We start from the raw sequence: 26,002 nt of genomic DNA, 5'->3' as shown, positions 1-26,002 counted from the left end.
ACAGCACCCGATTTCGTGACGAAATCTCCCGGAAGGAGCCCAGTAAGGAGCCTAGTGCTGCAGGCATTCAAACAAAAATGGCTTTATAAGGATTCTGCCCTCGCCGATACAGCTTTCCACAAGGCGTAAAGGCGAGCTTTTGACTTTACGAATACCGGCCAAACGCTTATGGCGTTTGCATGATTATCAATGATACGCCAACTACCTTGCGCACCAAAGCGTGGGCTGACTATGCGCTCGTCGATTCCGGCGACGGCAAGAAGCTGGAACGCTACGGCGATTACCTGGTCATACGGCCTGAACCGCAGTGCTGGTGGGCGCCCAAATACCCCCAGGTCTGGGATAAGGCCGACGCCATATTCGACCCACAGGGCGAAGATGACGAAGGCAACTGGCGCTTCAGCCGGCGGCCGGACGACCAATGGTCGCTCGCTTGGGACAGTGTCAAATTCTACGGCCGTTTTACCAATTTCCGTCACCTGGCTTTCTTCCCCGAACAGGCCGCCAACTGGGCATGGCAAAAAGACGTTATCGCCCGGCGTAACGCTCCGCGCGTCCTGAACCTGTTTGGGTATACCGGCGTCGCCAGCCTGGTTGCCGCCGCGGCGGGCGCCAAGGTGACCCACGTCGATGCGTCGAAAAAGGCGATCGGCTGGGCACGCGAAAACGCCGCCCTGTCGGGTATGGCCGACGCTCCCATTCGCTGGATTTGCGAAGATGCCCGTAAATATGTCCAACGCGAGGTCAAGCGCGGCTCCAAGTACGAAGGCATTATCCTTGATCCGCCCAAATACGGGCGCGGACCGACAGGAGAGGTCTGGCGGTTGTTTGAAGACCTGCCCGAAATGATCCATCTGTGCGCCCAGTTGCTAAGCGATGACGCCGCCTTTCTTTTGCTCAACGCTTACGCCGCGCGCGTATCGGGCCCGGCCCTGGCGCATCTGGTCGCCGAAGCGGTCGGACCGCAAAAAGGCGGCCGTGTCGACTATGGCGAACTGACTCTGGTCGAAGACGCAAAGCCACCGAAGGGCCAGCGTGCCGCCGACATAGCGCCGCGCGAAATCGGTCTCAGCTTCTTTGCCCGCTGGCTGGGTGGGTCCGCAAAATGATCAAACACATTACGTCGCTGACCAACCAGACGGTCAAGGACATCCGCGCCCTGCATATGCGCAAGGAACGCGAAGTCACCGGGCAGTTCCTGGCCGAAGGGTTGAAGATCATCATCGATGCGCTGGACCAAGGGTTTGCGCCGCAAATTCTGGTCTATGGCAAGGATGCCGATCATCATCCCCTGCTTAGGCGTGCCATAGACGAAACGCTTCATGCCAATGGTGAAGTTCTGGAAGTAACCCACGAAATACTTGAGAAAATTTCACGCAAGGACAATCCGCAGATGGTGGTGGCGGTGTTCGCGCAGATTGCCAAGACACTGGCCGATATCGATCCATCCTCTAATGACGTATGGGTGGCGCTGGAACAGGTGCGCGACCCCGGCAATCTCGGTACCATTATCCGCACGGCAGACGGCGCCGGCATAGGCGGGGTCATCCTGATCGGGGATTGCGTCGATCCATTTTCGGTCGAAACCGTCCGGGCCACCATGGGCTCAATCTTCGCCCTGCCGATCGTCAAATGTACGCGCGAGGCATTCCTGAACGACCGCCCGCGCTGGACCGGCTCGGTCGTCGGAACCTTGCTAACCGCCACCCACAATCACCGCACGGCGCCATACGTCCGTCCGACCTTGCTTTTGATGGGCACCGAACAATCGGGCCTGACACCCGAGGTCGCGGCGGCCTGCGACCTGCATGTCAAAATTCCGATGAAGGGGCGTGCCGACAGCCTGAACCTGTCGGTCGCGACCGGCATAATGATCTACGCAGCCGCAGGCCTGTGACTATCGGCAAGGTCAAACTGGATGGCTTCCTGACCGGAATGGTACTGGCCATCGTCTTGGCAGCGCTGTTTCCAGGGCCGGGCGCCGAAGGCGGCGTGCTGCAGCCGGAATTGCTGACCAAGCTCGGCATCGCCCTCGTCTTCTTTCTCAACGGCGCCCTGCTGTCCTTTGCCGCTCTGCGCGACGGCATCATGCGCTGGCGGCTACACTTGATCATCCAGGGCACTACCTTCGTCCTTTTCCCGCTGATCGGCCTGGCGTTCCTGGCTGTTGTGGGCCGGTGGATTACGCCGGACCTGCGCATTGGCCTATTCTACCTCTGCGCCCTGCCCTCGACCATCTCGTCCTCGGTCGCGATGACGGCGGCCGCACGCGGCAATGTGCCCGTCGCTTTGTTCAATGCCAGCCTGTCCAGCCCACTAGGTATTCTGATCACCCCTTTATGGATGAGCCTGCTCCTTCAAACTTCGGGACAAACCCTTGATGTGTGGAGTATTTTCATCGATTTGACCTGTTGGCTGGTGCTACCGCTCGTGGCGGGCCAGATCGCTCGGCCCCTCATCGGCGCATGGTTGCAACGCCATCGTAATTGGGCCCAATTTGCCGACCGTGGCACCATCATCCTGCTGGTTTACACCTCGTTCTGCGATTCCTTTGCCAAGAATATCTGGAGTGGCAATTCGCCCATTACCCTGGCCCTCACCGTTGCGGCAACGCTTGGCTTATTTTTCCTTGTCCTGGTGTTGCTATGGAAACTATGCGACCGCTTCCATATCGCACCCACCTTCAGGTCGGCCGTTGTTTTTTGTGGCACTAAGAAGAGCTTGGCATCCGGCGTTCCCATGGCGCATCTGATATTTGCGGGAAATCCCGGGCTCGGGCTCATTCTTTTGCCCATTATGATCTATCATCCGCTTCAGCTTCTGATCTGTACGCCTCTGGCCAGTCGGTGGGCAAAAGAGACACAGGACGCAGAAATGCCTGCTGAAGCTTGATAATTAAAAAGAATTAAGGTGGATTTGGTTCATATAGCGTTCATAGAGCCGCTCTTAAGTTCGATATCGAGGGGGCGCATCCGGCGTCTCAACCGAAAGACACCGCTATGAAATCCATCGTCATCAAATTGGCCTGCGTTGCCGCGCTGGCCGCCAGCTTGACCGGCTGCATCATGTATGTCAGCCCTGATCGTGACTATGACTCGTCGCCACCGGCTAGCGCCAAAGAAAAGCCGGCCGATGTGATGTCAAGTTCGCCATCGTTTTAAGTAGCTGGCATTCAAAATATCTGGCTAAGTATCTGGCATTCTAAGTATTGGGGAAAACCATGAAATCCATCGCTATCAAACTTCTTCTCGTTGCCGTTCTGGCTTCATCGCTGTCAGGCTGCATCATCGTCGACCGCAGTGGCTCCCACTTCACATATAGCCGCTAAGGCCGTATCGGGAATCACACCCCCAACCGTAAGGCGCCGCTAAAAACGGCGCCTTTGTCGTTTACAATGCCCGCCATCGCCCTTAGCCTGTGCGGCAGATCGTCTTGTGGAGTACGTCATGAAAAAGCTCATTCTGAAACTCATCGTCCTGCCGTTCATCGGCGTTGCTTTTGCGGGCTGCATCACCATCTAAGTCCGACGAGCAAGCCACTTACGCATAGGCATAGGGGCCGCCGCGCTTAAGGGCCGCTTGATAAGCTGGACGGTCATGAATAGCTTTTAGCCAGGCCTCTATGGCTGGCTTATCCTGCGCCAACTTGCGTGATGATGCCGCTTCTATCGGAAAACTCATCATGATGTCGGCGGCGCTGAATTCCGCGCCGGCAAACCATGGTGCCTTGTTAAGCGCCTGCTCCCAAAAATCGACATTGGCTTTCAGGTTGGGCGTCACCAACGTCTTGTCGATCGAATTGGCTATGCCTGACGCCACCGGCAGTAGGATCAAGGGCGTCCGCTTGCGGATCTGGGTGGTGATCAGTTTCAGCAACAAAGGCGTCATCGCCGAGCCTTCGGCGTAATACATCCAGTAGGTATAACTGAACCGGTCTTCGGTTCCTGCCGGCGGGATCAGCTTGCCTGCGCCATACGTCGTCACCAGATAATCGATAATCGCCCCCGTTTCCGCCAGGGTCCTTAGCCCGTCAGTTATCACCGGCGCCTTGCCCAAAGGGTGAACCGCCTTGAGTTCGGCCGGCGCCAGCATACGTTTATCGCGCTTGTATTTCTTGACCTCATAGGTGAGGCCGAGTTCCTCCAGCAGCCAAAGAATGCGTTGCGAACGGGAATTGTCGAGGTGGTGGACAGTGATCATGGCAAACTCCTTTTCGACCTTATACGCGTGGCTCGCATAAAGGATTAATCCGTTTCAGGTGCCGCGCGGCTTGGCGCGGGTCGTAGGATCGGCGTCTCGTGGATTTTCCGGCCAGACGTGACGGGGATATCGCCCCTTCATCTCGCTGCGTACCTCGGCCCACGCCCCGTCCCAAAACGCCGGCAGGTCCTTGGTAATCTGGATCGGCCGGTGCGCCGGCGAGGTGAGCGATAAGGTCAGAGGCGTACGATTGGGACCAACGACCGGATGAATTTGAGTGCCATAAAGCTCCTGGACGCGAACCTCCACGCGCGGCCCGCCTTCGGCGCCGTAATCAATGCGTATGTTGGAACCGGTCGGCATGCGCCAGGTTTCCGGCGCCAACCGGTCGAGCGCGCGCTGCTGGTCGTAATCGAGCAGATTATGCAACGCTTGCGATACAATACCGCCGCCCAGCGACAGCATGGATTTGCCGGCGGCGTAGGGCCCCAGCCAGTCCTCAAGGGTGGCCAGGAGCGCTGTATCCGACAGATCCGGCCAGGTGTTATCCTGTGCCCGCAGGAAGGCGACGCGGGCGCGCAAAGTCTGAACGCTTTCCGGTAGGTTAAGGGCGTTGAGGCCTCTCTGCTGAATCTCCTCGGCTTCGGCGCGAAGAAGCAAGTCCGCCGGTATCTTTTCGAGCGGCTTGCTGGCCAACACAATTCCGCCCAGCCGCGTCTGATCGAAGGCGCGGAACCGGCCATTGTTGCGTTCCAGCACCGTTTCCTGCTCTAGCCGGTCAGCGAACAGGCTTAGAATTTCCACCTCCGTCAAGGGCGCGGCCAGCAATATACGGTCACGGTTAGCGCCGCCGCCCAGGTCACCAACCGCGAGAAAGGACTCACGCGCCAGGCGGTCATGCGCATCGACATAGACGCCACGACCGTTGGCCATAACAAACTCGCCGGGCTTGCCGCGGGCTTTCGCAATCCGTTCTGGAAAACACTCAGCTAACAAATGGTGGGAGAAGCGTGCTCCACCGGCTTGTTTGGGTTGATTTTTCACAAGTGCCTGAGCCTGACGCGCCCATCCTTGCGCCAGGGTACGCGCCTGCGCAATTTTCGGCGACCGGTCACGCGCCAACGCCTCCAGACGCGCATCCAGGTCGGTCGATTTGCCCCCCAGACCGTTTTCCGACAGCAGGACGGCCAGGTTCGCCCCCTGCTCCGCCGCGCCATATGATGCCGCCGTTATCAACATGTGCGCCAGACGTGGCGCCATGGGCAACTGCGCGATAGCATTGCCGTGGCCGGTCAGGTCGCCGTTGGCGTCCACCGCGCCGAGCGCCCGCAGCAACTTCACCGCTTCGTCCATCGCCGCCTTCGGAGGATGATCGAGTAACGCCAAGCCTTCCGTCGATTTGGCACCCCAAAGCCTCAGGCTAAGCGCCAGTTGCGACAGATCGGTCTCCAGGATTTCCGGCTTGGCGAACGGAATCAGGGAGCGGTCCTGTTCGGCATCCCAAAGGCGGTAGGCATCGCCCGCCTGGGTGCGTCCGGCCCGGCCGCGCCGCTGATCGGCGGAAGCTCTCGACACGCGTTCGGTGACGAAACGCGTCACACCGCGGGCCGGATCGAACCGGCCGAGCCGGGACAGACCACAATCGACAACCATTGATACGCGATCCAGAGTCAGCGACGTTTCCGCTATGGCGGTGGCTAAGACGATCTTCGGGCGCCCCGGCGCATTGCGGGCCAAGGTATGGGCCTGATCCTTGAAATCCATCGCGCCATAGAGCTTGCAAACATCGATATGCGGCGCCACGCCCTTTTCATCCAGGAAGCGGGCAACACGGTGAATTTCGCCCTGCCCTGGCAGGAATACGAGCATGGTTTCCGCATTTTCCGGCGTAAGCTTGGCCGACAGACGCGCGACGTGACGTGCCACGTCCTGCTCCATCTGCAATGATTGATCGCGGCCCAGATAGTGGGTATCGATGGGAAAACTCCGCCCCAGCGATTCAAACCGGCCCGCGCCTTCGAGCAATCCCAATACCCGATCGCCATCCAGTGTGGCAGACATGACCAGAAGGCGCAGATCGTCCCTCAATACGCCTTGCGCGTCACGGGCAAACGCCAACCCCAGGTCGGCATCGAGGCTGCGTTCGTGGAATTCGTCAAAAATGACGCACCCCACACCTTCCAATGACGGATCGTCGAGAATGCGGCGTGAGAAAATCCCTTCGGTGACGACCTCAATCCGTGTCTTGGCGGACGTCTTGCTGTCGCCGCGCACACGAAAACCGACCGTCTGACCGACCGGCTCGCCCAAGGTCTCGGCCATGCGGGCAGCGGCGGCCCTGGCGGCCAGACGACGCGGTTCAAGCAGGACGATATTCTGCCCCGCAAGCCAAGGGGCATCGAGCAGGGCCAAGGGAATACCGGTCGTCTTCCCCGCCCCCGGCGGCGCAATGACTAGGGCCGTGGCGTTCTGCGTCAGCCACGATTTCAGCGGCGTATAGATTTCCTCGACAGGCAACATCGGGCCTTGGTAGCAGAACCCCTATTGAACTCAAGTCCGACCGGGCGATGTTTCGCACCGGCCACAGCCTTCCCCCATATTTATTAACCCGTTGCCAAAGTGACAATATGACGATAGCGTGACCGTCAGGGGCCGGACCAAGGCCCGTCAAGCGCTGTGTCTGTAAGGCTGGCGCATCAATAACAAAAAATTTGCGAGGGGTCTGATGGCCAATATTTTCAATCGACTTGGTCTAAAAAAGTCGATTCTCAAAATCCAGACAGAGGCAGCAAAAAGTCCGCTCAAGCGCACGCTTGGGCCGCTTAATCTCATGTCGCTGGGTGTCGGCGCCATTATTGGCGCCGGCATTTTTGTTTTGACCGGTCAGGTCGCGTCGGCCAATGCCGGTCCGGCCATCATGATCTCCTTTGTCGTGGCCGGTATCGCCTGCGCTCTGGCAGGTCTTTGTTATGCTGAGCTGTCGTCGACCATGCCCGTTTCGGGCTCGGCCTACACCTACGCCTACGGCACGCTCGGCGAATATGCCGCGTGGATTATGGGTTGGCTGCTGGTGCTGGAATACGGTATCGCCGCCTCTACCGTCGCCGTTGGCTGGTCCGGCTATGTCGTCAGCCTGCTGGGTGATTTCGGCGTCCATTTCCCGGCGATTGCGGGGGCACCGGGCGGAGACCATGCTGCCGTCATGTGGGCCACGCCGCTGGTTCAGGCGACCGCTGATGCCGCCGGACACACCACCATGTCGATGACCGGCACATTCAACCTGGTCGCCGCCATAGGCATTGCGCTGGTCACCGGCCTGCTTGTGCTGGGCGTCAGCGAATCCGCCAACGTCAACAATGCCATCGTGATCCTGAAGATTATCGTCCTGATCACCTTCATCGCCGTCGGCATCTCCTACATCAATCCAGCCAACTGGCACCCCTTCATCCCGAAAGCGACCGGCAACCCCGGTGAATTCGGCGTCGGTGGTATTTTCCGTGGCGCGGCCATCATCTTTTTCGCCTATGTCGGTTTCGAAGCCGTCTCCACCGCCGCCGCCGAAGCCAAGAACCCGAAGCGCGATGTGCCCATCGGCATCCTGGGCGCGCTGATCATCTGCACCATCATCTACATGGCCGTTGCCGCCGTCATGACCGGTGTGGTTCCTTACCTGCAACTGGCCAGCCCGGCTCCTATCGCCGTCGCCATCGACCACATGGCCCTGACCTGGGCCAACTTCCCGTGGCCCTATGTCCAAAGCGGTCAGATGAACGCCATCAGCCTGTTGATCAAGGTCGGCGCCGTCGCCGGGCTCAGCTCGGTCATGCTGGTGCTGTGTTTCGGCCAGACCCGCATCTTCTACACCATGGCGCGTGACGGCCTTCTGCCTGCGGTTTTCTCCAAGATCCACCGTAAGTTCCGCACCCCGTGGCTCGGCACCATCCTGCTCGGCATCATGATCGCCGTGGCGGCCTCCTTCCTGCCGATTTCGCTGCTCGGCGACCTGGTCAGCCTCGGGACAGCCGTTGCTTTCTCTATCGTCTGCCTGTCGGTCATCTACCTGCGCGTCAAGCATCCGGAAATGGAGCGCCCGTTCAAGGTGCCCGGCGGCATCGTCACTGCCGTGCTCGGTATTTTGGCCTGCCTGTTCCTGGCCTACCAAAACTTCTCGCCGATGATCGATCACTACAAGCGGGGCAATACCCTGCCGCTGACCATCCTGGTCTGCTACGCGCTGGTCGGCCTGCTGATCTATGCTGGCTACGGCTTCTGGCATTCCAAGCTGGCCAAGGGCATCGACATTTCCGAAGACGACGAACTGGAAACCGTTGCCGAGGCCCTGGGCCACGGCGTGGACGATGTAAAGAAATAGTCGTTGTCATATGACAAAAAGGGCTCCGGCGCTTATATGTGCCGGAGCCCTTTTTGCTATCAGAACCCTTTTTGTAATGAGCCCGCATGTCTGAAACGCCCCCAATCCGTCTGTTCGTCGCGCCCGTGACCCCGCTTCAGCAAAACTGCACGGTGGTGTGGTGCACGAAGACGAACAAGGCCGCCATCATCGATCCGGGTGGCGATCTGGATCCGATTCTGGAGGAAATACAGCGTCGCGGTCTGACGGTCGAAAAAATCTGGATAACGCATGGCCATGCCGACCATGCCGGCGGCGCGGCTGAACTCAAGGAGCGAACCGGTGCGCCGATAGAAGGGCCGCATGAGGACGACCAGTTCTGGATCGACACCATTCCGTCCATGGGACAGCGCTACGGCATTGCGGACATGCGCAGCTTCACCACGGACCGCTGGCTGACAGATGGCGACACGGTTACGCTGGGCGAGACCACCTGGGACGTTATTCATTGCCCCGGTCACACCCCCGGGCATGTTGTATTTTACCACGCCCCGTCACAATTCGCTCAGGTGGGTGACGTACTATTCAAGGGATCGATCGGGCGCACGGATTTCCCACTCGGAAACCATGCCGATCTCATCAACGCGATTACGAAAAAGCTATGGCCGCTGGGCGATGTGCGCTTCGTGCCGGGGCACGGCCCGATGTCGAGTTTCAACGTCGAACGGCAAACCAATCCGTTCGTGGCCGACAGCGTGGTAAGCAACGCCGGGCCCAATACGCATGGGCCCGGCTGATTTCATAGGCTTTTCAGCCAAGACACAGGCTTAGCCCTTAAGCAGGGGCGCCAGTTTCTGGGCAACGCTCATATCGCCCTGGATTTTCATCTTGCCCATCATGAAGGCCATCATGGGGTCAAGGCTGCCAGTAGCCATGGCTTTCAGGTCGTCGATGGAAATCTGAATCGTCGTGTCGGCCTCGCCGTCATCATTGCTGACCACGTTCGGAACGGTAGCCGCATTGATCAAAATCTTGCCGGCGTCGCCGAAGTCGACCTTGATGATCTTGCCGAGGCCGGAATTTTCACCAACGGCGCCAGCAATTTTTTGGGTAATGGTTTCGAGATCGGACATGTTCGCCTCCGGTTTTGTGGTACAGGGTTGCGGCTGACCTTAACGTAAGTTGCGGCGCGAACAAGATAGACCTTGGGTCAAGTTGAGAGAAATATTTGCGAATGGCCGAAGTCAGGTTCGATGTTGTCATATTGGGCGCAGGCGCGGCAGGACTTATGTGCGCCGTAGAAGCCACCCGTCGCGGACGACGGGTGATCGTGTTGGATCACGCGCGAAAACCGGCCGAAAAGATCCGGATATCGGGCGGTGGCAAATGCAATTTCACCCATTTGCAGGCCACCCCTAAAAACTTCCTGTCGCAAAACCCGCACTTTTGCATCTCGGCATTGAAACGCTTTACGCCTTGGGATTTCCTCGACCGCGTCATCGCGCGCGGGATTCCCTATTTCGAAAAGACCGAGGGGCAATTGTTTTGCGAAACGTCGGCGGGCGACATCATTGACATGTTGATCGATGACCTGACCCAGGCCGGTGCCGACCTGCATCTGGGCGTCGACATTACCGGCGTCAGCCGTCGGGACGATGGGTTCGAAATCGCAACCTCGCAGGGTCAATTACGCTGCAGCAAGCTGGTGGTCGCCACCGGTGGGTTGTCGATCCCGAAAATGGGCGCCACCGGTCTGGCCTACGACATAGCCCGCCAGTTCGGCCATGACATCACCGATACCCGGGCTGGGCTCGTACCCTTTACCTTCGGCGGTGACAGGCTCGCCGCCATAGACGGGTTGTCCGGCGTATCGCTGACCGCGCGCGTTAGCTGCGGCAAGACGCGCTTTACCGATGGCTTCTTGTTTACGCACCGCGGCCTGTCGGGACCGGCGGTGTTACAGATTTCAAGCTACTGGAAGCCGGGACAATCGGTGGAGGTCGATCTGTTGCCGGGAACAGACACGTTCGAAGCCTTGCAGACGCATCGCAAGGACCGGCCCAAGCAAACACTTGGCAATGCGTTTGCGGAGTTTCTGCCGCGGCGCCTGTCCGATCGGATTCTGGACTGGCACGCCTTGTCACCGGAGGCGCGCATGGCTGACCTTGGCAAGACCGTGATGCAGACCCTGTCCGATGCCGTCAATCGCTGGTCCTTTATCCCCGACGGCACAGAAGGCTACCGGACGGCCGAAGTCACCGTGGGCGGCATCGACACACGTGGCCTGTCCTCTCAGACCATGGAAAGCCAGCTTCAGCCGGGCCTGTACTTCATCGGCGAATGCGTCGATGTGACGGGATGGCTGGGCGGATACAATTTCCAATGGGCGTGGTCATCGGGTTGGGCGGCCGGCCAGGCGGTTTAGCGCGACAGGGCCGAAGCCGCTAAGGCCATCATAAGGACGCCCGCGCTGCCGCCATAAATGGCCGTATAGATCATCGATTGCTGACGCTTCCGATCGCTTTCCAGCTTACGAGGGTCCGGCTTACGTCCCCATGTGCGCAGTTTCATGTCTCCTCCAGGTAAAACAGGTCCTCGACCTTGACGTCCAGCACCCGAGCCAGAGACAAGGCGAGAAGCGTGGATGGGATAAAGACTTCGTTCTCAATGGTATTTATTGTCTTGCGCGACACCTGCGCCATAACCGCCAAATCAGCTTGGGTCAGGTTGCGCGCGGACCTGTGTTCTTTTAACCGGTTTTTCAGAACGCTCATCGATCAGCCGCGATAAAGAGCGGCATAGGTCAGTGACGGGACCGCGACACCGAGCGACAGCAGGATTGGCGCTACGGCGCGTATATCGACGTCGGTCACAAACGTAGAGGCATAGACAAGCGCTACGGCAATCAACAGGACCCAATAGCTGATTTGGAAGACCTTTTTGGTCAGCTCAGCTGTGCGCTCATCATCCAGTAGCGCGCTGAGTTGGCGGTTCTTGGGTGTGCGACGCATCAGCCACAGGCTTGCCAACAGACTAGCTCCCCATAACGGCCAGCACAGATTTTGTACCACCATCAGAAGAAGCGGATCAATGTTAAGGGCTTGGACATAGCCCAGCCCCCGTGACCCAATCCAACCAATATAACCGACAGCCTGGCCGATCAGTAGCAGGCGGCGTAGGCCGCCCATGTGTTCTGCCTGCTTGATAAGGCGTTCATTTTCTGACATAGCACCCTCCATGTAACCTATAGGTTATTTGTAACTTATAGGTTACATGGAGTCAAGCGTTTCAGGGGTAATAAACATCCGTCAGCTCCGATGCCGGCTCATCGGTAAACAGGCCGTCAAATGACCTGGGTTCGACAACCGGATGCCCTGAATGCACCGACCGGAACTGCACCGAAGCTTCGTAAGCAGACTTTCGCAACCGCATGATCGAGCCCAACGGACGATGCGCCGCAAGCCCATGCCACGGCGAAAACGACATGCCGTGATCCACAGCCTGGGATCGTTCTTCGCTCCAGGCCGTCTGAGACTTCACGCGTAACCTGGCGACCGTGACATAGGGGCTTTGGTCTTCCGGCCATACTTTTGCCGCGTCTTCGACCGGCATGGTATCGAGGTCAGTGCACAGTTGAACGCGCACCTCCCATTCACCGCCATACAGTGCAAAATGCTCGATCATGGCGTCACGGATGGGCGTCTGGCCATGGGTGATATCGATCGCCTGATCCGCCAGCATGGTCAGGTTTTCAGATACCGGCGCGACCTGAAGTTTGGCGATGTAGCGACCATAGAGGATCGGTACACCGGTATAGTAGGTTTCGCCGGCCGGATGGCTGGCCGGTTCGCCGCCGAGGCCACGAACCAAGGTACTCTTGCCACCGAACGTCTCGATGACTTTTTCAGTACCACGCATTACCGCGGACAAAGCGACCTTGGCGCCTTCCGCCTTGTCCGTCGTAGCCGCCAGCAATTTCAGGCTGTTGAGAAAGGACTTTGCGTTGGATGTCTGGAATGCCGGGCCATTGACCATGACAAAATCCTGCGTCACATCGGGTTCGGAGCCAGGCAGGCGCGCGCCTTCGACCCCCACCACCTTGATGGCCAGACCGCGCGGGGTTGATACACTGTCGGGCAGAATGTCGCCGGGTGTCGTCGAAAACCGCATTACGACCGGATAGGTTTTGGCATGACCGAAAAGCCCCTGAGCGAGATGCGGTGGCAGGTCGGACGCGACTTCGAGTTCACCAACCAGCAAGGCGTGGCTCTTGGCATGAACGCTGCGCAGGCCATGAAACCCGTCGGCTTCTGTCTGTTTGCTGATCTTCAGCAAGGTATCCGCCAGATGCGCATTAATCTCCGCCTCGTCGTCGATACTGTGTTCCATATCGGGTGTGTAGATAACCGGATCCATACTGCGTTCCTTTTCACGACGGCTGCCCGCGAGCTGATGCTATTCGGCGTAAAAAATCGATCCGGTCCGCGCTTTAATCCGCCAAGGGAATTGCGTCGCGCCAATGCACGCGTTTTTGCGCCAAGGCCCACCCGTTACCGTTCCCATATTCATCGCAAAAGGCCGCGACAAGGTCCGCCGTCATGCGTAGCCCCGCGGCGGGAATATAATAGCCGAAGCCATTGGCACGCGCCTTGAGGGGGACCTGCTCGGCCAGAAGCGCAGCATCCATGAAATTCAAATGGCGAAAGCCCTGGACTTGCAGGGCAAGCGGCGCGGATGATTTCGCTTTCACCTGACGCCAGACCTCAGCCCGGCGGGCAATACTCGACGCGGCTTCGTCCGGCGCATAACTGAGCATATACAAGACAGGGACAGTGGGCCGGGCTGATGCGGCCTCATTCGCGTAATCCCCGTCGAGATTGACGGCGCCCTTGACCGTCGGGTTCCTGCTTGCCGCCAGCACCGCGGCCGCACCGCCCACCGAGTGCCCCACAAAAACAATTTTTTGGGAATCGATTGCCGCATTTAGCCAATCCATACGGTCGGCGGCGATTCCGGCGGCAAGCGCCTCGCCTTCTGTAAGCGCTCGCGCCGTGGCAGCGTATGGCGGTGTTTGGCTTTCCGGCAGCCTCTCCAGCGCCATAACAACGTATCCGCGGCTGGCAATATCCTCCAGCACAGCGCGGTAGTCCTGTGCCATCATATGCCAACCCGGCGCGAATACGATCACGGGCCGCGCCCCTGTCGCCGGGTGCGCGTTGGCTACCGCGAACCCCATGCCTGCCTCCAATGCCTGCGAAACCACCGACCCGAATCGGCGCTTCAAGTCTGCGATGTGGTCCTTGGGCAGGGCTGGCGCCGCTTGTGCTGTATGGTTCATTTCCGCCGGATAGTAGATCAACCAGCGGCCATCCCGTTCAACCACACCAACACCAAACGGTCCCGAAGGGCGGGGTGTTTCCAGTCCCTCCGCCACGGCGTGCTGAGCTGCTGGCGCTGTCTCCGGTCTGCAACCGGCGAGGCCCAGGCAGGCAGCAGCAAGAGCAAATGCGAATCTGGAACACGGTAGCCTTGTCATGAGGCGAAGCTATAAAGAGCGGTTGCCTGTGACCAGTTAACAATTGGACAGATTTCAGACATGAAAAAAGCCCCCGCACCTAAGCACGGAGGCTTTATCATTTATGTCTCTGAAGACGGCTTATTCGCCGGCGTCCACAGGTCCTTCAAGCAGCACTTCGGCGGGCAGAGGCTCCATGGCCTCTTCGCGCTGATGCGACAGTTGCTCGTCGCGCTTCATGGCGACGCGCTGGAGTTGGCGCAGATAGGCGCCAGTACCGGCCGGGATCAGACGGCCGACGATGACGTTTTCCTTCAGGCCATCCAGGGTATCGATCTTGCCCTGAACCGAGGCTTCGGTCAGAACGCGGGTCGTTTCCTGGAAGGACGCGGCCGAAATGAACGACTTGGTCTGCAGCGAGGCCTTGGTAATACCCAGCAGGATAGGCTGGGTCAGGGTCGGCCGACCGCCACGCTTTTCAGCCTTGGCATTTTCGATGTCAACTTCCGCCTTGTCGAGATGGTCGCCCTTGATGAGGCCCGTATCGCCGGCATCGAGGATTTCGACCTTCTGCAGCATCTGACGCACGATGACTTCGATGTGCTTGTCGTTGATCGGCACGCCCTGCAAGCGATAGACTTCCTGCACTTCGTTGACCAGGTATTCGGCCAGCGCCTCGACGCCCTGAATGCGCAGCAGATCGTGCGGATCAGGGTTGCCGTCGATGATGTAGTCGCCCTTCTGGATGAAATCGCCGTCATGGACGGAGATGTGCTTGCCCTTCGGGATCAGGAATTCGACGGCTTCGCCCTCGCCTTCCGGCGTGATCTTGATGCGGCGCTTGTTCTTGTAGTCGCGACCGAATTCAACGCGGCCATCCATTTCGGCGATGACGGCGCAATCCTTCGGACGGCGGGCTTCGAACAGTTCGGCGACGCGCGGCAGACCACCGGTGATGTCGCGGGTCTTGGCGCCTTCGGTCGGGATACGGGCGACGATGTCACCCGGCTTGACCTCATCACCGTTACCGACGGAGAGAATGGCTCCGACCGGCAGATGATAACGAGCGTCACCGCCATTGGTCAGCTTCTTGTAGGCGCCGGCATCGTCGGTGATACCCATGCTCGGACGCAGTTCGGCGCCCTTGGACGCGCGGTAATCGACCACGACGCGGTTCGAGATACCGGTCGCTTCGTCGGTTTCCTCACGCACCGTCTGACCTTCATTGAGGTCTTCGTAGCGGACCTTACCGCCGACTTCCGTGATAATCGGCGTGGTGTACGGATCCCACTCCACCAGACGCTGGCCCTTTTTGACCGTCGCGCCTGCGGTGACGCGCAGACGTGAGCCGTACGGCACCTTGTAAGTTTCGCGATCCTTGCCATCGTGATGGATGGTGATGATCAAGTTACGCGACATGGAGATCAGATCGCCATGCGAGCCCTTAACCGTCGGAGCCGTCGACAACTTGACCACACCATCCGAAGTCGTTTCGTAGAACGACTGTTCGGCGACCTGAGCGGTACCGCCGATGTGGAAGGTACGCATGGTCAGCTGGGTACCAGGCTCACCAATCGACTGAGCCGCGATGACACCAACCGCTTCACCCATGTTGACGCGGGTGCCGCGAGCCAGGTCACGGCCATAACAGGCCGCACAGGCGCCGAGCTCGGCTTCACAGGTCAGGACGGAGCGAACCTTGACCGATTGCACGCCGGCGGCGTCGATGAGGTCCACTACATTTTCGTCGATATAGGTGTCGGCCTCGATCACGACTTCCTGGGTCGCCACGTCCTTGATGTCCTCAGCCGTGGTACGGCCCAGAACACGTTGACCGAGCGAGACCAGCACGTCACCGCCTTCGACAACCGCCTTGAGCGTAATGCCCTTGGTGGTGCCGCAGTCGGTTTCCATGATGATACAATCCTGGGCGACGTCGACCAGACGACGAGTCAGGTAGCCGGAGTTGGCGGTCTTCAGCGCGGTATCCGCGAGGCCCTTACGAGCACCGTGGGTCGAGTTGAAGTATTCCAGAACCGACAGGCCTTCCTTGAAGTTCGAGATGATCGGCGTTTCGATGATGGAGCCGTCGGGCTTGGCCATCAGGCCGCGCATACCGCCGAGCTGCTTCATCTGGGCCTGCGAACCCCGGGCGCCGGAGTTGGCCATCATGTAGATCGAGTTGATCTCCTTTTCGCGGCCATCGGCGTCCGTATGTTTGCGGCTGATTTCCTTCATCATTTCATCCGACACACGGTCGGTCGCCTTGGACCAGGCATCAACCACCTTATTGTACTTTTCACCCTTGGTGATCAGACCGTCGGCGTATTGCTGCTCGTATTCTTCAACCAGATGACGGGTTTCATCGACGATACCCTTCTTGGTGTCGGGGATAACGATGTCGTCCTTGCCGAAGGAGATACCGGCGCGGGCAGCTTCCTTGAAGCCCAGCGCCATCATCTGGTCGGCGAAGATCACCGTCGCCTTCTGACCGCAGTGGCGGTAGACGATGTCGATGAGGTTACCGATTTCCTTCTTGGTCAGGGTCTTGTCCAGAACCTTAAGGCCGATGTTTTCGTTATGCGGCAGCAGGGCAGCGATCTTCATGCGGCCCGGGGTCGTGTCAACGACCTTGGTGCGCACGACGCCATCTGCGTCCTTCTGGGTGAAGCGGCACTTGATCTTGGCGTGCATGGACACGGCCTTCGAGTCGAGCGCCTGCTGGATTTCGTTGAGATCGCAGAAGATCATGCCTTCGCCGATTTCGCCGTCCTTCACCAGAGAGAGGTAGTAGAGGCCGAGGACGATATCTTGCGACGGGACAATGATCGGACGACCGTTGGCGGGCGACAGGATGTTGTTGGTCGACATCATCAGGACGCGCGCTTCAAGCTGGGCTTCGAGCGACAGCGGCACGTGCACGGCCATCTGGTCACCGTCGAAGTCAGCGTTGAAGGCCGAACAGACGAGCGGGTGCAGTTGGATGGCCTTGCCTTCGATAAGCTTGGGCTCAAACGCCTGAATGCCGAGACGGTGAAGGGTCGGAGCGCGGTTCAGCATGACCGGGTGTTCGCGGATGACCTCTTCGAGGATATCCCACACTTGCGGCTGCTCACGTTCGACCATGCGCTTGGATTGCTTGACCGTACCGGACAGGCCCTTGGCGTCGAGGCGGGCGTAGATGAACGGCTTGAACAGTTCCAGAGCCATCTTCTTCGGAATGCCGCACTCGTGCAGCTTCAGTTCCGGACCGACGGTGATGACCGAACGGCCGGAATAGTCGACGCGCTTGCCAAGCAGGTTCTGACGGAAGCGGCCTTGCTTGCCCTTTAGCATATCGGCCAGCGACTTCAGCGGACGCTTGTTGGCGCCGGTGATGACACGACCGCGGCGGCCGTTATCGAACAGGGCGTCAACCGACTCCTGCAACATGCGCTTTTCGTTGCGGATGATGATATCCGGCGCGCGCAGTTCCATCAGGCGCTTCAAACGGTTGTTCCGGTTGATGACGCGGCGATAGAGATCGTTGAGGTCGGACGTGGCGAAACGACCGCCATCAAGCGGAACCAGAGGACGCAGTTCAGGCGGAATGACCGGCACAACGGTCAAGATCATCCATTCCGGGCGATTGCCGGATTCCATGAAGTTTTCGATCAGCTTCAGGCGCTTGGAGAGCTTCTTGCCCTTCATTTCCGAGGTGTTGTCTACCAGATCGCTGCGGATCTTCTCGGCAATCTCGGCCAGGTTCATGGCAATGAGCATGTTGCGCACGGCTTCGGCGCCGATTTCAGCGGTAAAGCTGTCATCGCCGAATTCTTCCTGGCAACGGTAGTATTCGTCTTCCGACAGCAACTGGTGCTGCTTCAGCGAGGTCAGGCCAGGCTCAGTGACGATGTAGTTTTCGAAGTACAGAACGCGCTCGACGTCCTTCAAGGCCATGTCGAGGATCATGGCGATACGCGACGGCAGCGACTTCAGGAACCAGATGTGAGCGACCGGAGAGGCCAGCTCGATATGGCCCATGCGCTCACGGCGAACGCGCGACAACGTCACTTCGACGCCGCACTTTTCGCAGATGATGCCCTTGTACTTCATACGCTTGTACTTACCGCACAGGCATTCGTAGTCCTTGGTCGGACCAAAGATACGGGCGCAGAACAGGCCGTCACGTTCCGGCTTGAAAGTACGATAGTTGATGGTTTCCGGCTTCTTGATCTCGCCGAACGACCACGACAGGATCTTTTCCGGCGACGCCAGGGTGATGCGGATCTGGTCGAAGGTCGGGGCGACCTGGACCGGGTTGAAGATATTCAGGACTTCCTGGTTCATTCCAGTGACTCCAATTTGGGCGAGGCCCGTAAAAAATTCAATGCGGTTAGGGATCAGGGGAGGATTTGCGCCCTCCCCGCGTCTCTTAGCCCTGCCCGTTTTCCAGCTCGACGTTCAGACCCAGGGAACGCATTTCCTTGATCAAAACGTTGAAGCTTTCCGGGATACCGGCTTCGAAGCTGTCGTCGCCACGGACGATCGCTTCGTAAACCTTGGTGCGGCCCGCCACGTCGTCCGACTTGACGGTGAGCATTTCCTGCAGCGTGTAGGCGGCGCCATACGCTTCCAGAGCCCAGACTTCCATTTCCCCGAAGCGCTGACCACCGAACTGCGCCTTGCCGCCCAGCGGTTGCTGGGTGACGAGCGAGTATGGCCCGATGGAGCGGGCGTGGATCTTGTCGTCGACCAGGTGGTGGAGCTTCAGCATGTAGATGATGCCCACGGTGACCGGACGCTTGAACTGCTCACCCGTCTGACCATCGAACAGGATCGATTGGCCCGAACGATCGAGACCGGCAAACTCCAGCATGTCTTCGATGTCGCTGATATGCGCACCGTCGAATACCGGGGTCGCGATCGGCACGCCGCGCGACAGGTTCCGGGCCAGGTCCATCAGTTCTTCATCCGTTTCCGGAAGTTCCTGATCCTTGCCATAGACACCGTGCAGGTGATCGATCAGCGCCTGCTTTTGACCGCCATGCTGCCAGTCTTCCAGCAACGCCGCGATCTGCTTGCCTATATTGGCGCAGGCCCAACCCAGGTGGGTTTCGAAAATCTGACCGACGTTCATGCGCGAAGGCACGCCCAGCGGGTTCAGAACGATGTCGACGTGTTCACCATCGGCCAGGAACGGCATGTCTTCGACCGGGAGAATCTTGGAGATAACCCCCTTGTTTCCGTGACGGCCGGCCATCTTATCGCCCGGTTGCAGCTTGCGCTTCACCGCCACGAACACCTTGACCATCTTCATGACGCCCGGGGGCAGTTCGTCACCGCGTTGCAGCTTTTCGACCTTGTCCTCGAAACGACGATCCAGACGCTTGCGGGCGTCTTCGAACTGACGCTTCATGGCTTCCTGTTCGGCCATGATCTTTTCGTCTTCGAGGGCAACCTGCCACCACAGGCCCTTGGAGACCTCGGCCAGCTTTTCCTCGGTGACTTCGCCACGGCCCATGCCCTTTGGTCCGGACACGGCGACCTTGCCGAGCAGCAGTTCCTTCAGACGACCGTAGATGTTGCGTTCCAGGATCGACAGTTCGTCGTCGCGGTCCTTGCCGAGACGTTCGATTTCGGCGCGCTCGATAGCCTGGGCGCGTTCGTCCTTTTCAACGCCGTGACGATTGAAGACACGGACTTCGACGATGGTGCCGGCAACGCCTGGCGGCAGGCGCAGCGAGGTATCGCGCACGTCGGAGGCCTTTTCACCGAAGATGGCGCGCAGAAGCTTTTCTTCCGGCGTCATCGGGCTTTCACCCTTCGGCGTCACCTTGCCGACCAGGATATCGCCCGGCTGGACTTCGGCGCCGATGGCGACAATGCCCGCTTCGTCGAGGTTACGCAGAGCTTCTTCACCGACGTTCGGAATGTCGCGGGTGATTTCTTCGGGCCCAAGCTTGGTATCGCGGGCCATGACTTCAAACTCTTCCAGGTGGATAGAGGTGAAGATGTCATCGCGAACGATACGCTCAGAGATCAGGATCGAGTCTTCGAAGTTGTACCCGTTCCACGGCATGAAGGCGACGCGGACGTTGCGGCCCAGGGCCAGATCGCCCAGGTCGGTCGACGGGCCGTCGGCGATGATGTCACCGGCGGACACCTTGTCACCCACGCGGACCAGCGGGCGCTGGTTGATACAGGTGTTCTGGTTGGAGCGCTGGAACTTCGACAGGCGATAGATATCGACGCCCGGCTTGTTCGGATCGCTTTCTTCGGTTGCACGGACAACGATACGCGTGCCGTCGATCTGCTCGACCACGCCGGTACGGCGGGCGGCGACCGTAGCGCCGGAATCGCGGGCAACCACTTCTTCCATGCCGGTACCGACGAAAGGCGCATCCGCCTTAACGAGCGGCACGGCCTGACGCTGCATGTTCGATCCCATCAGCGCGCGGTTGGCGTCATCGTTTTCAAGGAACGGGATGAGCGCGGCGGCGACCGAAACAACCTGCTTAGGCGACACGTCCATATAATCGACGGTCGATGCCTGTTGCAGGCCCGGTTCACCGTTGACGCGACCCTGAACCAGGTCTTCAACGATGTGGCCATCCTTCATGGTGATGTTGGCCTGAGCGATGACGTGCTTGGACTCTTCCATGGCCGACATATAGACGACCTCTTCCTGAGCCTGGCCGTCCACGACCTTGCGATACGGGCTTTCGATAAAGCCGTACTTGTTGACCCGGGCGTGAGTAGCCAGCGAGTTGATCAGGCCGATGTTCGGGCCTTCGGGCGTTTCAATCGGGCAGATACGGCCATAGTGGGTCGGGTGAACGTCGCGGACTTCGAAGCCTGCGCGTTCGCGCGTCAGACCACCTGGGCCAAGCGCCGAAAGGCGACGCTTGTGCGTGATTTCCGACAGCGGGTTGGTTTGGTCCATGAACTGCGACAACTGCGACGAACCAAAGAATTCGCGGACAGCGGCGGCGGCCGGCTTGGCGTTGATCAGGTCATGCGGCATGACGGTGTCGATATCGACCGACGACATGCGCTCCTTGATGGCGCGTTCCATACGCAGCAGACCGACGCGATACTGGTTTTCCAGCAATTCGCCGACCGAACGGACGCGGCGGTTACCGAGATTGTCGATATCGTCGATTTCACCGCGGCCGTCACGCAGCCCGACCAGGATCTTGAGGATCTTCAGGATGTCGTCCTTGCGCAGAACGCGCTCGGTGTCAGCGACTTCCTGTTCCAGGCGCATGTTCATCTTGACGCGGCCAACGCTCGACAGGTCGTAGCGCTCCAGCTCGAAGAACAACGAGTTGAACATGGCGTCTGCGGCTTCAATCGTGGGCGGTTCGCCCGGACGCATGACGCGATAGATGTCGAACAGGGCGTCTTCGCGCGAGTTGTTCTTGTCAACGCGCAGGGTCGAACGCATGTAGGGGCCGACGGTTACGTGGTCGATGTCGAGCACGTCCACCGTGGTGAAGCCGTTCTCTTCCAGCGTCTTTACGGCGGCGGCATCAAGCTCGTCACCGGCTTCGGCATAGATTTCGCCGTTCGCGAAATTGACGGCGTCGCGCGCCAGATAACGGCCGACCAAGGCGTCCTGGCTCAGCAGCAGAGACTTAACCGTGTCGCCAAGCTTCTTGGCGGCGCGGGCGGAAATCTTGGTGCCGGCCTGAGCGACCACTTCACCGGAATCGGCGTCGATCAGGTCAAATTCCGGCTTCACGCCGCGCCAGCGTTCGAACTTGTAAGGCGTGACCCAACCGGCTTCGCGCTTTTCGTACGGCACAACGTCGTAGAAGGTCGTCAGGATTTCTTCGCCGTCCATGCCCAGAGCATAGAGGAAGGACGTTGCCGGCAGCTTGCGGCGACGGTCGATACGGACATAGACCATGTCCTTGGCATCGAATTCGAAATCGAGCCACGAACCGCGGTACGGAATGACGCGCGCGCCAAACAGCAGCTTGCCCGACGAATGGGTCTTGCCCTTGTCGTGGTCGAAGAAGACGCCCGGAGACCGGTGCATCTGCGAAACGATGACGCGCTCGGTGCCGTTGACGACAAAGGTGCCCTTGTCGGTCATGAGCGGGATATCGCCCATATAGACGTCCTGCTCCTTGATGTCCTTGACGGAACGGGCGCCAGTTTCTTCGTCGGATTCAAAAACGATCAGGCGCAGCTTGACCTTCAGCGGCGCAGCATAGGTGATGTCGCGCTGGATACATTCCTCGACATCGTACTTGGGCTCTTCGAATTCATAGGAGACGTATTCGAGCGTGGCACGCTCGTTGAAGTCCTTCACCGGGAAAACGGATTTGAAAACCGCTTCCAGACCGTCATCGATGCGGTTGGCCGGGCGAACATCGCGTTGCAGGAACTGCTCATACGACGAGCGCTGCACCTCGATGAGGTTGGGCATGCGGATAGCTTCGGGGATGCGGCCGAAAGACTTACGAATCCGCTTCTTCTGGGTGAACGATAAGGCCATCGTTTTTCCTTGCGTTATAAACGCCTGATTGTGATCAAAATTATGCAGAGTAAACTGCGCGCGAAGGGTTGGGTTTGGGCCGGTTTTCGGCCGAAAAATTTGCCTTGCGCCTGCTCTTTTATGGCTGTGTAGCCAAAGACGCTGTGTGATGATCCGTAGATTCGGATCAAACCCTTCGCCGGTAGAAAGAGCATAAGACCGGCATTCGGGCCCCGAAACAAGGCGCAATACGCCCTATGGGGGAGCGTCACATACGCCCGTTGCCGCGGCATGTAAAGAGGCGACGTCAATTATTTTCGTTTGAATAAAAAACAGGCCCGAAAGCGAACTTCCGGACCTGAATTTTTCAGACGTTGGCTAAAGCCGAAATTACTTAACTTCGACCTTGGCGCCGGCGTCTTCCAGCTTCTTCTTGATGTCGGCAGCTTCTTGCTTCGAGATGTTTTCTTTAACGTTCTGCGGAGCGCCTTCGACCAGGTCCTTGGCTTCCTTCAGACCGAGGTCTGCACGGATGCCACGGATTTCCTTGATCACGTTGATCTTCTTGTCGCCGCCGTCGGTCAGGACAACGGTGAACTCGGTTTGCTCTTCGGCAGCTTCGGCCGGAGCAGCGCCGACCGGAGCGGCAGCCGCGACGGCAACCGGAGCAGCGGCGGAAACGCCCCACTTTTCTTCGAGCAGCTTGGAGAGCTCAGCGGCTTCCAGGACGGACAGGGCGGACAGGTCTTCGACCAGCTTTTCCAACTTAGACATGTGATTTCCTTAAAAGATGAGTGTATTGAGTGAAAGGGTCTGATTAGGCGTTCGCGGCAGCGTACGCGCCAATGACGCGAGCGACGGCGCCGGCCGGAGCTTGCAGAACACCAGCGATCTTGGTCGCCGGGGCTTGCAGCAGGCCGATAAGCTTGCCACGCAGCTGGTCCAGAGACGGCAGGGTCGCAAGCGACTTTACGCCGGCTTCGGTCAGGACTTCCGTGTCCATGATGCCGCCAATGATCTTGAGCTTGTCATTTTCTTTGGCGTATTGAACGGAAACCTTGGCGGCAACAACCGGATCGGCCGAATAGACCAGGGCGACCGGGCCTTTGAACAGGGCATCGCCCTTTTCGCCAACCTTGCCATCCAGGGCCTTTTGAGCCAAACGGTTCTTGAACACCTTCACAACGGCGCCTTCCTTGCGGAGGCGGTTGCGAAGTTCAGACATTTCCACAAAGGTCATACCCGTATACTGGGTAACAACCACGGCGCCGGAGTTTGCGAAGACGCTTTTCAGCTCTTCGATCGACTCGGCCTTTTTTGCGCGGTCCATTGCTGGCCTCCATGGGGGTGACGTCCTGCGGAAAACCCGCAGAACAAACAAAAGCCTTCGCGTCCCGAATGGAACGTGAAGGTTACTGTCCAGATGAGATGCTGATCACCACAGAGACGCGCGACCTTTTAAGGCGGCACGGGAATTCTGTTTGGCGGTTCGCGTCCCGTCTCAATTCGGCGTGCAAGGGCTCTCGCACATTATGGATCAGGTGGCCCCTGATCCCCGAAGGTCTCGGACAGAACGACACGAAGGAATTGCTTCCTTCAAGCCGAGGCGCGCCTATTACAGGCAAAGCGCACAAATATCAAGGCTGGGCACACATTTTTCATTATATCCGCCAACGACAGGGGCTGACCTGACTTGAGTCACCGCCTCATCCCGGCCATTTCGCCCTTGAAGATGGCAGAACTGACATCTAAAGACAGAATCATGCCAAAGTCATTGTCCCTTCCCAATCGTAAAGTGGCGCTCCTCGCCTTTGATGGCATGCCGCTGTTCGAATTCAGCATAGCGGTTGAAGTGTTCGGCCTCGACCGCCCGGAAATGGGACCTAACTGGTATGAGTTCGCGGTGGGTGGCCTGGAGTGTCAACCGGCACAGACGACCGCCGGATTGAAAATCCACGTCGATGGCGGAATGCACGTTTTTGAGGGCGCCGGAACCGTGATCGTGCCTGGCTGGCCCATAGATCGACCCGTTCCACATGAAGTGACTGACATGCTGATCGCCGCCCATCGACGCGGCGCCCGTATCCTAACCATCTGTTCGGGCGTCTTCGTGCTGGCCGCAAGTGGCCTGTTGAAAGGGCTGCGCGCCACGACCCACTGGAAGTATACCGAGCAGCTCAAAACCTTCCATCCCGACATCGACGTTGTCCCTGACGTCCTCTACATCGACGAAGGCCAGATCATGACATCGGCAGGCAGCGCCGCCGGTATCGACCTGTGCCTGCATCTCATTCGGCGTGATTTCGGTCCCGCTGCCGCCAATACCGTCGCGCGCCGCCTCGTCGTGCCGCCCCACCGTGACGGCGGTCAGGCGCAATTCATCGAACGCAGCGTGCCAACCCATTACGAGAGCGATCGCCTGGGACCTCTGCTCGACTATATGCGCACGCATCTGCACAAGGAACATCGCATCCCCGACCTCGCCCGCCGCGCCGGCATGAGTGAGCGCACCTTTTTGCGACGGTTCGGTGAGGCCACAGGTATGACGCCGGCCAAATGGCTGCTGCATGTCCGTCTGAGCGAGGCCAAGGATCACCTGGAAACCAGCGACATCAGCATAGAGCGCATCGCCGAACATACCGGTTTCGGCAGCCCGACCAATTTGCGCCACCATTTCCGCGAACATCTCAACACGACCCCAACCGCCTACCGTCAAACCTTCAGCCGAGCCTCCGCATGACCTTTGCCACCCTGCCCGCCCCGCCCTACTATGTCGTCACTTTCAGTTCGCAACGCACCCAGGAAGAATGGGGCTATAACGACATGTCGACCCGCATGATCGAATTGGCGGCTAAACAGCCGGGCTATCTCGGCGTTGAAAGCGTGCGCGGCGCCGACGGCTTCGGCATTACCAATTCATTCTGGGAAAATGAGGACGCCATCCGCAACTGGAAGCGCGTCGTCGACCACATGGCGGCTCAAAAAGCCGGCCGCGATATGTGGTATGACCATTACGAAGTACGGATCGCTCGCGTCGAGCGCGCCTATGGCCGGCGTAAATAGCGTAAGTCATAGCGGGTGTTGCCAATTATTTCCTGCATGACAGGCAGTTATACCAACTGGACACCTCTATCAACGGGTCTGATCGGCGGCGTGCGGCGAGTTTCAGGTCATGCCGGGCCGTTTGGAGGCCTATTTCGGCGCGTTCTTCGGCGCCAGAGTGGTGTTTTTCGGCTTCGGTCCTCCTACGCAGGCACACTTCGGCCTTCGAGCCACATAAATCGCCTCATGTTGTAGACGATATTGGCCATGCCGATCTTGAGCTTGGCGCGATCGATGCCGATCGTGCGGACGACCAAGCCCATCTTCTGCTTTTGAACCGCGAAGACGTGCTCGATGTGGGCGCGGACCTTGGATTTGCGATTGTTGCTGCGCTCAGTCCGCTTGATCGTCTTTGCCGTGGCGCCCTT

22 protein-coding genes are annotated in these 26,002 nt (G+C 58.9%); 9 read left to right on the top strand and 13 right to left on the bottom strand.

The annotated features are described in order from the left end of the window. Positions 1–179: 179 nt before the first annotated feature. From AEAC466_RS37360 to AEAC466_RS44565, 4 genes are all read left to right on the top strand, one after another. The gene (locus AEAC466_RS37360; RefSeq protein WP_023459024.1) at positions 180–1,109 is read left to right on the top strand and encodes a class I SAM-dependent methyltransferase; all 930 of its coding nucleotides are present in this window, start codon (positions 180–182) and stop codon (positions 1,107–1,109) included. Beyond that, positions 1,106–1,897 (top strand): TrmH family RNA methyltransferase, encoded by a 792-nt coding sequence (locus AEAC466_RS37355; protein ID WP_023459023.1) that lies wholly within the window; start codon positions 1,106–1,108, stop codon positions 1,895–1,897. Before AEAC466_RS37360 ends, AEAC466_RS37355 begins: the two co-directional genes overlap by 4 nt. Further along, positions 1,894–2,892, top strand: coding sequence for a bile acid:sodium symporter family protein (locus tag AEAC466_RS37350; protein WP_023459022.1), 999 nt, complete (start codon positions 1,894–1,896; stop codon positions 2,890–2,892). Before AEAC466_RS37355 ends, AEAC466_RS37350 begins: the two co-directional genes overlap by 4 nt. A gap of 107 nt (positions 2,893–2,999) precedes the next feature. Further along, positions 3,000–3,161, top strand: coding sequence for a hypothetical protein (locus AEAC466_RS44565; protein ID WP_023459021.1), 162 nt, complete (start codon positions 3,000–3,002; stop codon positions 3,159–3,161). 378 nt (positions 3,162–3,539) lie between these two features. On the opposite strand, the gene AEAC466_RS37345 is transcribed toward AEAC466_RS44565, so the two are convergent. Both AEAC466_RS37345 and hrpB read right to left on the bottom strand, forming a co-directional pair. Beyond that, positions 3,540–4,199: a glutathione S-transferase gene (locus AEAC466_RS37345; protein ID WP_023459020.1), complete on the bottom strand. Its 660-nt coding sequence runs from the start codon at positions 4,197–4,199 to the stop codon at positions 3,540–3,542. Positions 4,200–4,253: 54 nt separating this feature from the next. Further along, complete coding sequence (gene hrpB, locus AEAC466_RS37340; RefSeq protein ID WP_023459019.1) at positions 4,254–6,719, bottom strand: ATP-dependent helicase HrpB; 2,466 nt, start codon at positions 6,717–6,719, stop codon at positions 4,254–4,256. Positions 6,720–6,924: 205 nt separating this feature from the next. Between hrpB and AEAC466_RS37335 the strand changes: the two genes are divergently transcribed. Then, positions 6,925–8,571, top strand: coding sequence for an amino acid permease (locus AEAC466_RS37335; protein ID WP_023459018.1), 1,647 nt, complete (start codon positions 6,925–6,927; stop codon positions 8,569–8,571). Positions 8,572–8,657: 86 nt separating this feature from the next. Further along, the gene (locus tag AEAC466_RS37330; RefSeq protein WP_023459017.1) at positions 8,658–9,347 is read left to right on the top strand and encodes an MBL fold metallo-hydrolase; all 690 of its coding nucleotides are present in this window, start codon (positions 8,658–8,660) and stop codon (positions 9,345–9,347) included. Positions 9,348–9,377: 30 nt separating this feature from the next. On the opposite strand, the gene AEAC466_RS37325 is transcribed toward AEAC466_RS37330, so the two are convergent. Further along, the gene (locus AEAC466_RS37325; RefSeq protein WP_023459016.1) at positions 9,378–9,683 is read right to left on the bottom strand and encodes an SCP2 sterol-binding domain-containing protein; all 306 of its coding nucleotides are present in this window, start codon (positions 9,681–9,683) and stop codon (positions 9,378–9,380) included. A gap of 101 nt (positions 9,684–9,784) precedes the next feature. Between AEAC466_RS37325 and AEAC466_RS37320 the strand changes: the two genes are divergently transcribed. Then, a complete protein-coding gene (locus AEAC466_RS37320; RefSeq protein WP_023459015.1) occupies positions 9,785–10,975 on the top strand; it encodes an NAD(P)/FAD-dependent oxidoreductase in 1,191 nt (396 codons plus the stop codon). Here the strand turns inward: AEAC466_RS37320 and AEAC466_RS44560 are convergent. From AEAC466_RS44560 to rplJ, 9 genes are all read right to left on the bottom strand, one after another. Next, on the bottom strand, positions 10,972–11,121 hold the full coding sequence (locus tag AEAC466_RS44560; protein ID WP_023459014.1) for a hypothetical protein: 150 nt from the start codon (positions 11,119–11,121) through the stop codon (positions 10,972–10,974). The two genes, AEAC466_RS37320 and AEAC466_RS44560, sit on opposite strands and share 4 nt — an antisense overlap. Then, entirely contained in the window at positions 11,118–11,324 is a 207-nt protein-coding gene (locus AEAC466_RS37315; RefSeq protein ID WP_023459013.1) for a helix-turn-helix transcriptional regulator, read from the bottom strand. The genes AEAC466_RS44560 and AEAC466_RS37315 overlap by 4 nt, the downstream gene beginning before the upstream one ends. Before the next feature lie 3 nt (positions 11,325–11,327). Next, the gene (locus tag AEAC466_RS37310) at positions 11,328–11,777 is read right to left on the bottom strand and encodes a hypothetical protein (protein ID WP_023459012.1); all 450 of its coding nucleotides are present in this window, start codon (positions 11,775–11,777) and stop codon (positions 11,328–11,330) included. A gap of 61 nt (positions 11,778–11,838) precedes the next feature. After that, positions 11,839–12,966, bottom strand: a complete 1,128-nt coding sequence (locus AEAC466_RS37305; RefSeq protein WP_023459011.1) for a catalase family protein — start codon at positions 12,964–12,966, stop codon at positions 11,839–11,841. A 73-nt stretch (positions 12,967–13,039) separates the two neighbouring features. After that, positions 13,040–13,933 carry an alpha/beta fold hydrolase gene (locus AEAC466_RS37300; protein WP_023459010.1) on the bottom strand — a complete coding sequence of 298 codons (894 nt, stop codon included), beginning with the start codon at positions 13,931–13,933 and terminating at the stop codon, positions 13,040–13,042. A 273-nt stretch (positions 13,934–14,206) separates the two neighbouring features. Beyond that, the gene (gene rpoC, locus AEAC466_RS37295; protein ID WP_023459009.1) at positions 14,207–18,394 is read right to left on the bottom strand and encodes a DNA-directed RNA polymerase subunit beta'; all 4,188 of its coding nucleotides are present in this window, start codon (positions 18,392–18,394) and stop codon (positions 14,207–14,209) included. 85 nt (positions 18,395–18,479) lie between these two features. Beyond that, complete coding sequence (gene rpoB, locus AEAC466_RS37290; RefSeq protein WP_023459008.1) at positions 18,480–22,553, bottom strand: DNA-directed RNA polymerase subunit beta; 4,074 nt, start codon at positions 22,551–22,553, stop codon at positions 18,480–18,482. Positions 22,554–22,922: 369 nt separating this feature from the next. Beyond that, positions 22,923–23,306, bottom strand: a complete 384-nt coding sequence (gene rplL / locus AEAC466_RS37285) for a 50S ribosomal protein L7/L12 (protein WP_023459007.1) — start codon at positions 23,304–23,306, stop codon at positions 22,923–22,925. 43 nt (positions 23,307–23,349) lie between these two features. Then, positions 23,350–23,862 (bottom strand): 50S ribosomal protein L10, encoded by a 513-nt coding sequence (gene rplJ / locus AEAC466_RS37280; protein ID WP_023459006.1) that lies wholly within the window; start codon positions 23,860–23,862, stop codon positions 23,350–23,352. A 432-nt stretch (positions 23,863–24,294) separates the two neighbouring features. Here rplJ and ftrA point away from each other — a divergent pair, with 432 nt between their 5' ends. Then, entirely contained in the window at positions 24,295–25,272 is a 978-nt protein-coding gene (ftrA, locus tag AEAC466_RS37275; protein ID WP_023459005.1) for a transcriptional regulator FtrA, read from the top strand. After that, entirely contained in the window at positions 25,269–25,595 is a 327-nt protein-coding gene (locus AEAC466_RS37270) for an antibiotic biosynthesis monooxygenase family protein (RefSeq protein WP_023459004.1), read from the top strand. The genes ftrA and AEAC466_RS37270 overlap by 4 nt, the downstream gene beginning before the upstream one ends. Before the next feature lie 182 nt (positions 25,596–25,777). Here the strand turns inward: AEAC466_RS37270 and AEAC466_RS37265 are convergent. After that, on the bottom strand, positions 25,778–26,002 hold a 225-nt coding region (locus AEAC466_RS37265), incomplete at its 5' end, for a transposase (RefSeq protein ID WP_023459003.1).

This window comes from Asticcacaulis sp. AC466 (assembly GCF_000495815.1).
Lineage (GTDB): Bacteria > Pseudomonadota > Alphaproteobacteria > Caulobacterales > Caulobacteraceae > Asticcacaulis.
The sequence above is the reverse complement of the archived record's forward strand: the minus strand, read 5'-3'. Positions and strand labels throughout refer to the sequence as shown.

Coding starts and splice junctions, on each gene's coding strand:
- AEAC466_RS37360 (WP_023459024.1), top strand. CDS start 180: ATGATTATCAATGATACGCCAACTACCTTGCGCACCAAAGCGTGGGCT.
- AEAC466_RS37355 (WP_023459023.1), top strand. CDS start 1,106: ATGATCAAACACATTACGTCGCTGACCAACCAGACGGTCAAGGACATC.
- AEAC466_RS44565 (WP_023459021.1), top strand. CDS start 3,000: ATGAAATCCATCGTCATCAAATTGGCCTGCGTTGCCGCGCTGGCCGCC.
- AEAC466_RS37345 (WP_023459020.1), bottom strand. CDS start 4,199: ATGATCACTGTCCACCACCTCGACAATTCCCGTTCGCAACGCATTCTT.
- hrpB (WP_023459019.1), bottom strand. CDS start 6,719: ATGTTGCCTGTCGAGGAAATCTATACGCCGCTGAAATCGTGGCTGACG.
- AEAC466_RS37335 (WP_023459018.1), top strand. CDS start 6,925: ATGGCCAATATTTTCAATCGACTTGGTCTAAAAAAGTCGATTCTCAAA.
- AEAC466_RS37330 (WP_023459017.1), top strand. CDS start 8,658: ATGTCTGAAACGCCCCCAATCCGTCTGTTCGTCGCGCCCGTGACCCCG.
- AEAC466_RS37325 (WP_023459016.1), bottom strand. CDS start 9,683: ATGTCCGATCTCGAAACCATTACCCAAAAAATTGCTGGCGCCGTTGGT.
- AEAC466_RS37320 (WP_023459015.1), top strand. CDS start 9,785: ATGGCCGAAGTCAGGTTCGATGTTGTCATATTGGGCGCAGGCGCGGCA.
- AEAC466_RS44560 (WP_023459014.1), bottom strand. CDS start 11,121: ATGAAACTGCGCACATGGGGACGTAAGCCGGACCCTCGTAAGCTGGAA.
- AEAC466_RS37315 (WP_023459013.1), bottom strand. CDS start 11,324: ATGAGCGTTCTGAAAAACCGGTTAAAAGAACACAGGTCCGCGCGCAAC.
- AEAC466_RS37310 (WP_023459012.1), bottom strand. CDS start 11,777: ATGTCAGAAAATGAACGCCTTATCAAGCAGGCAGAACACATGGGCGGC.
- AEAC466_RS37305 (WP_023459011.1), bottom strand. CDS start 12,966: ATGGATCCGGTTATCTACACACCCGATATGGAACACAGTATCGACGAC.
- rpoC (WP_023459009.1), bottom strand. CDS start 18,394: ATGAACCAGGAAGTCCTGAATATCTTCAACCCGGTCCAGGTCGCCCCG.
- rpoB (WP_023459008.1), bottom strand. CDS start 22,553: ATGGCCTTATCGTTCACCCAGAAGAAGCGGATTCGTAAGTCTTTCGGC.
- rplL (WP_023459007.1), bottom strand. CDS start 23,306: ATGTCTAAGTTGGAAAAGCTGGTCGAAGACCTGTCCGCCCTGTCCGTC.
- rplJ (WP_023459006.1), bottom strand. CDS start 23,862: ATGGACCGCGCAAAAAAGGCCGAGTCGATCGAAGAGCTGAAAAGCGTC.
- ftrA (WP_023459005.1), top strand. CDS start 24,295: ATGCCAAAGTCATTGTCCCTTCCCAATCGTAAAGTGGCGCTCCTCGCC.
- AEAC466_RS37270 (WP_023459004.1), top strand. CDS start 25,269: ATGACCTTTGCCACCCTGCCCGCCCCGCCCTACTATGTCGTCACTTTC.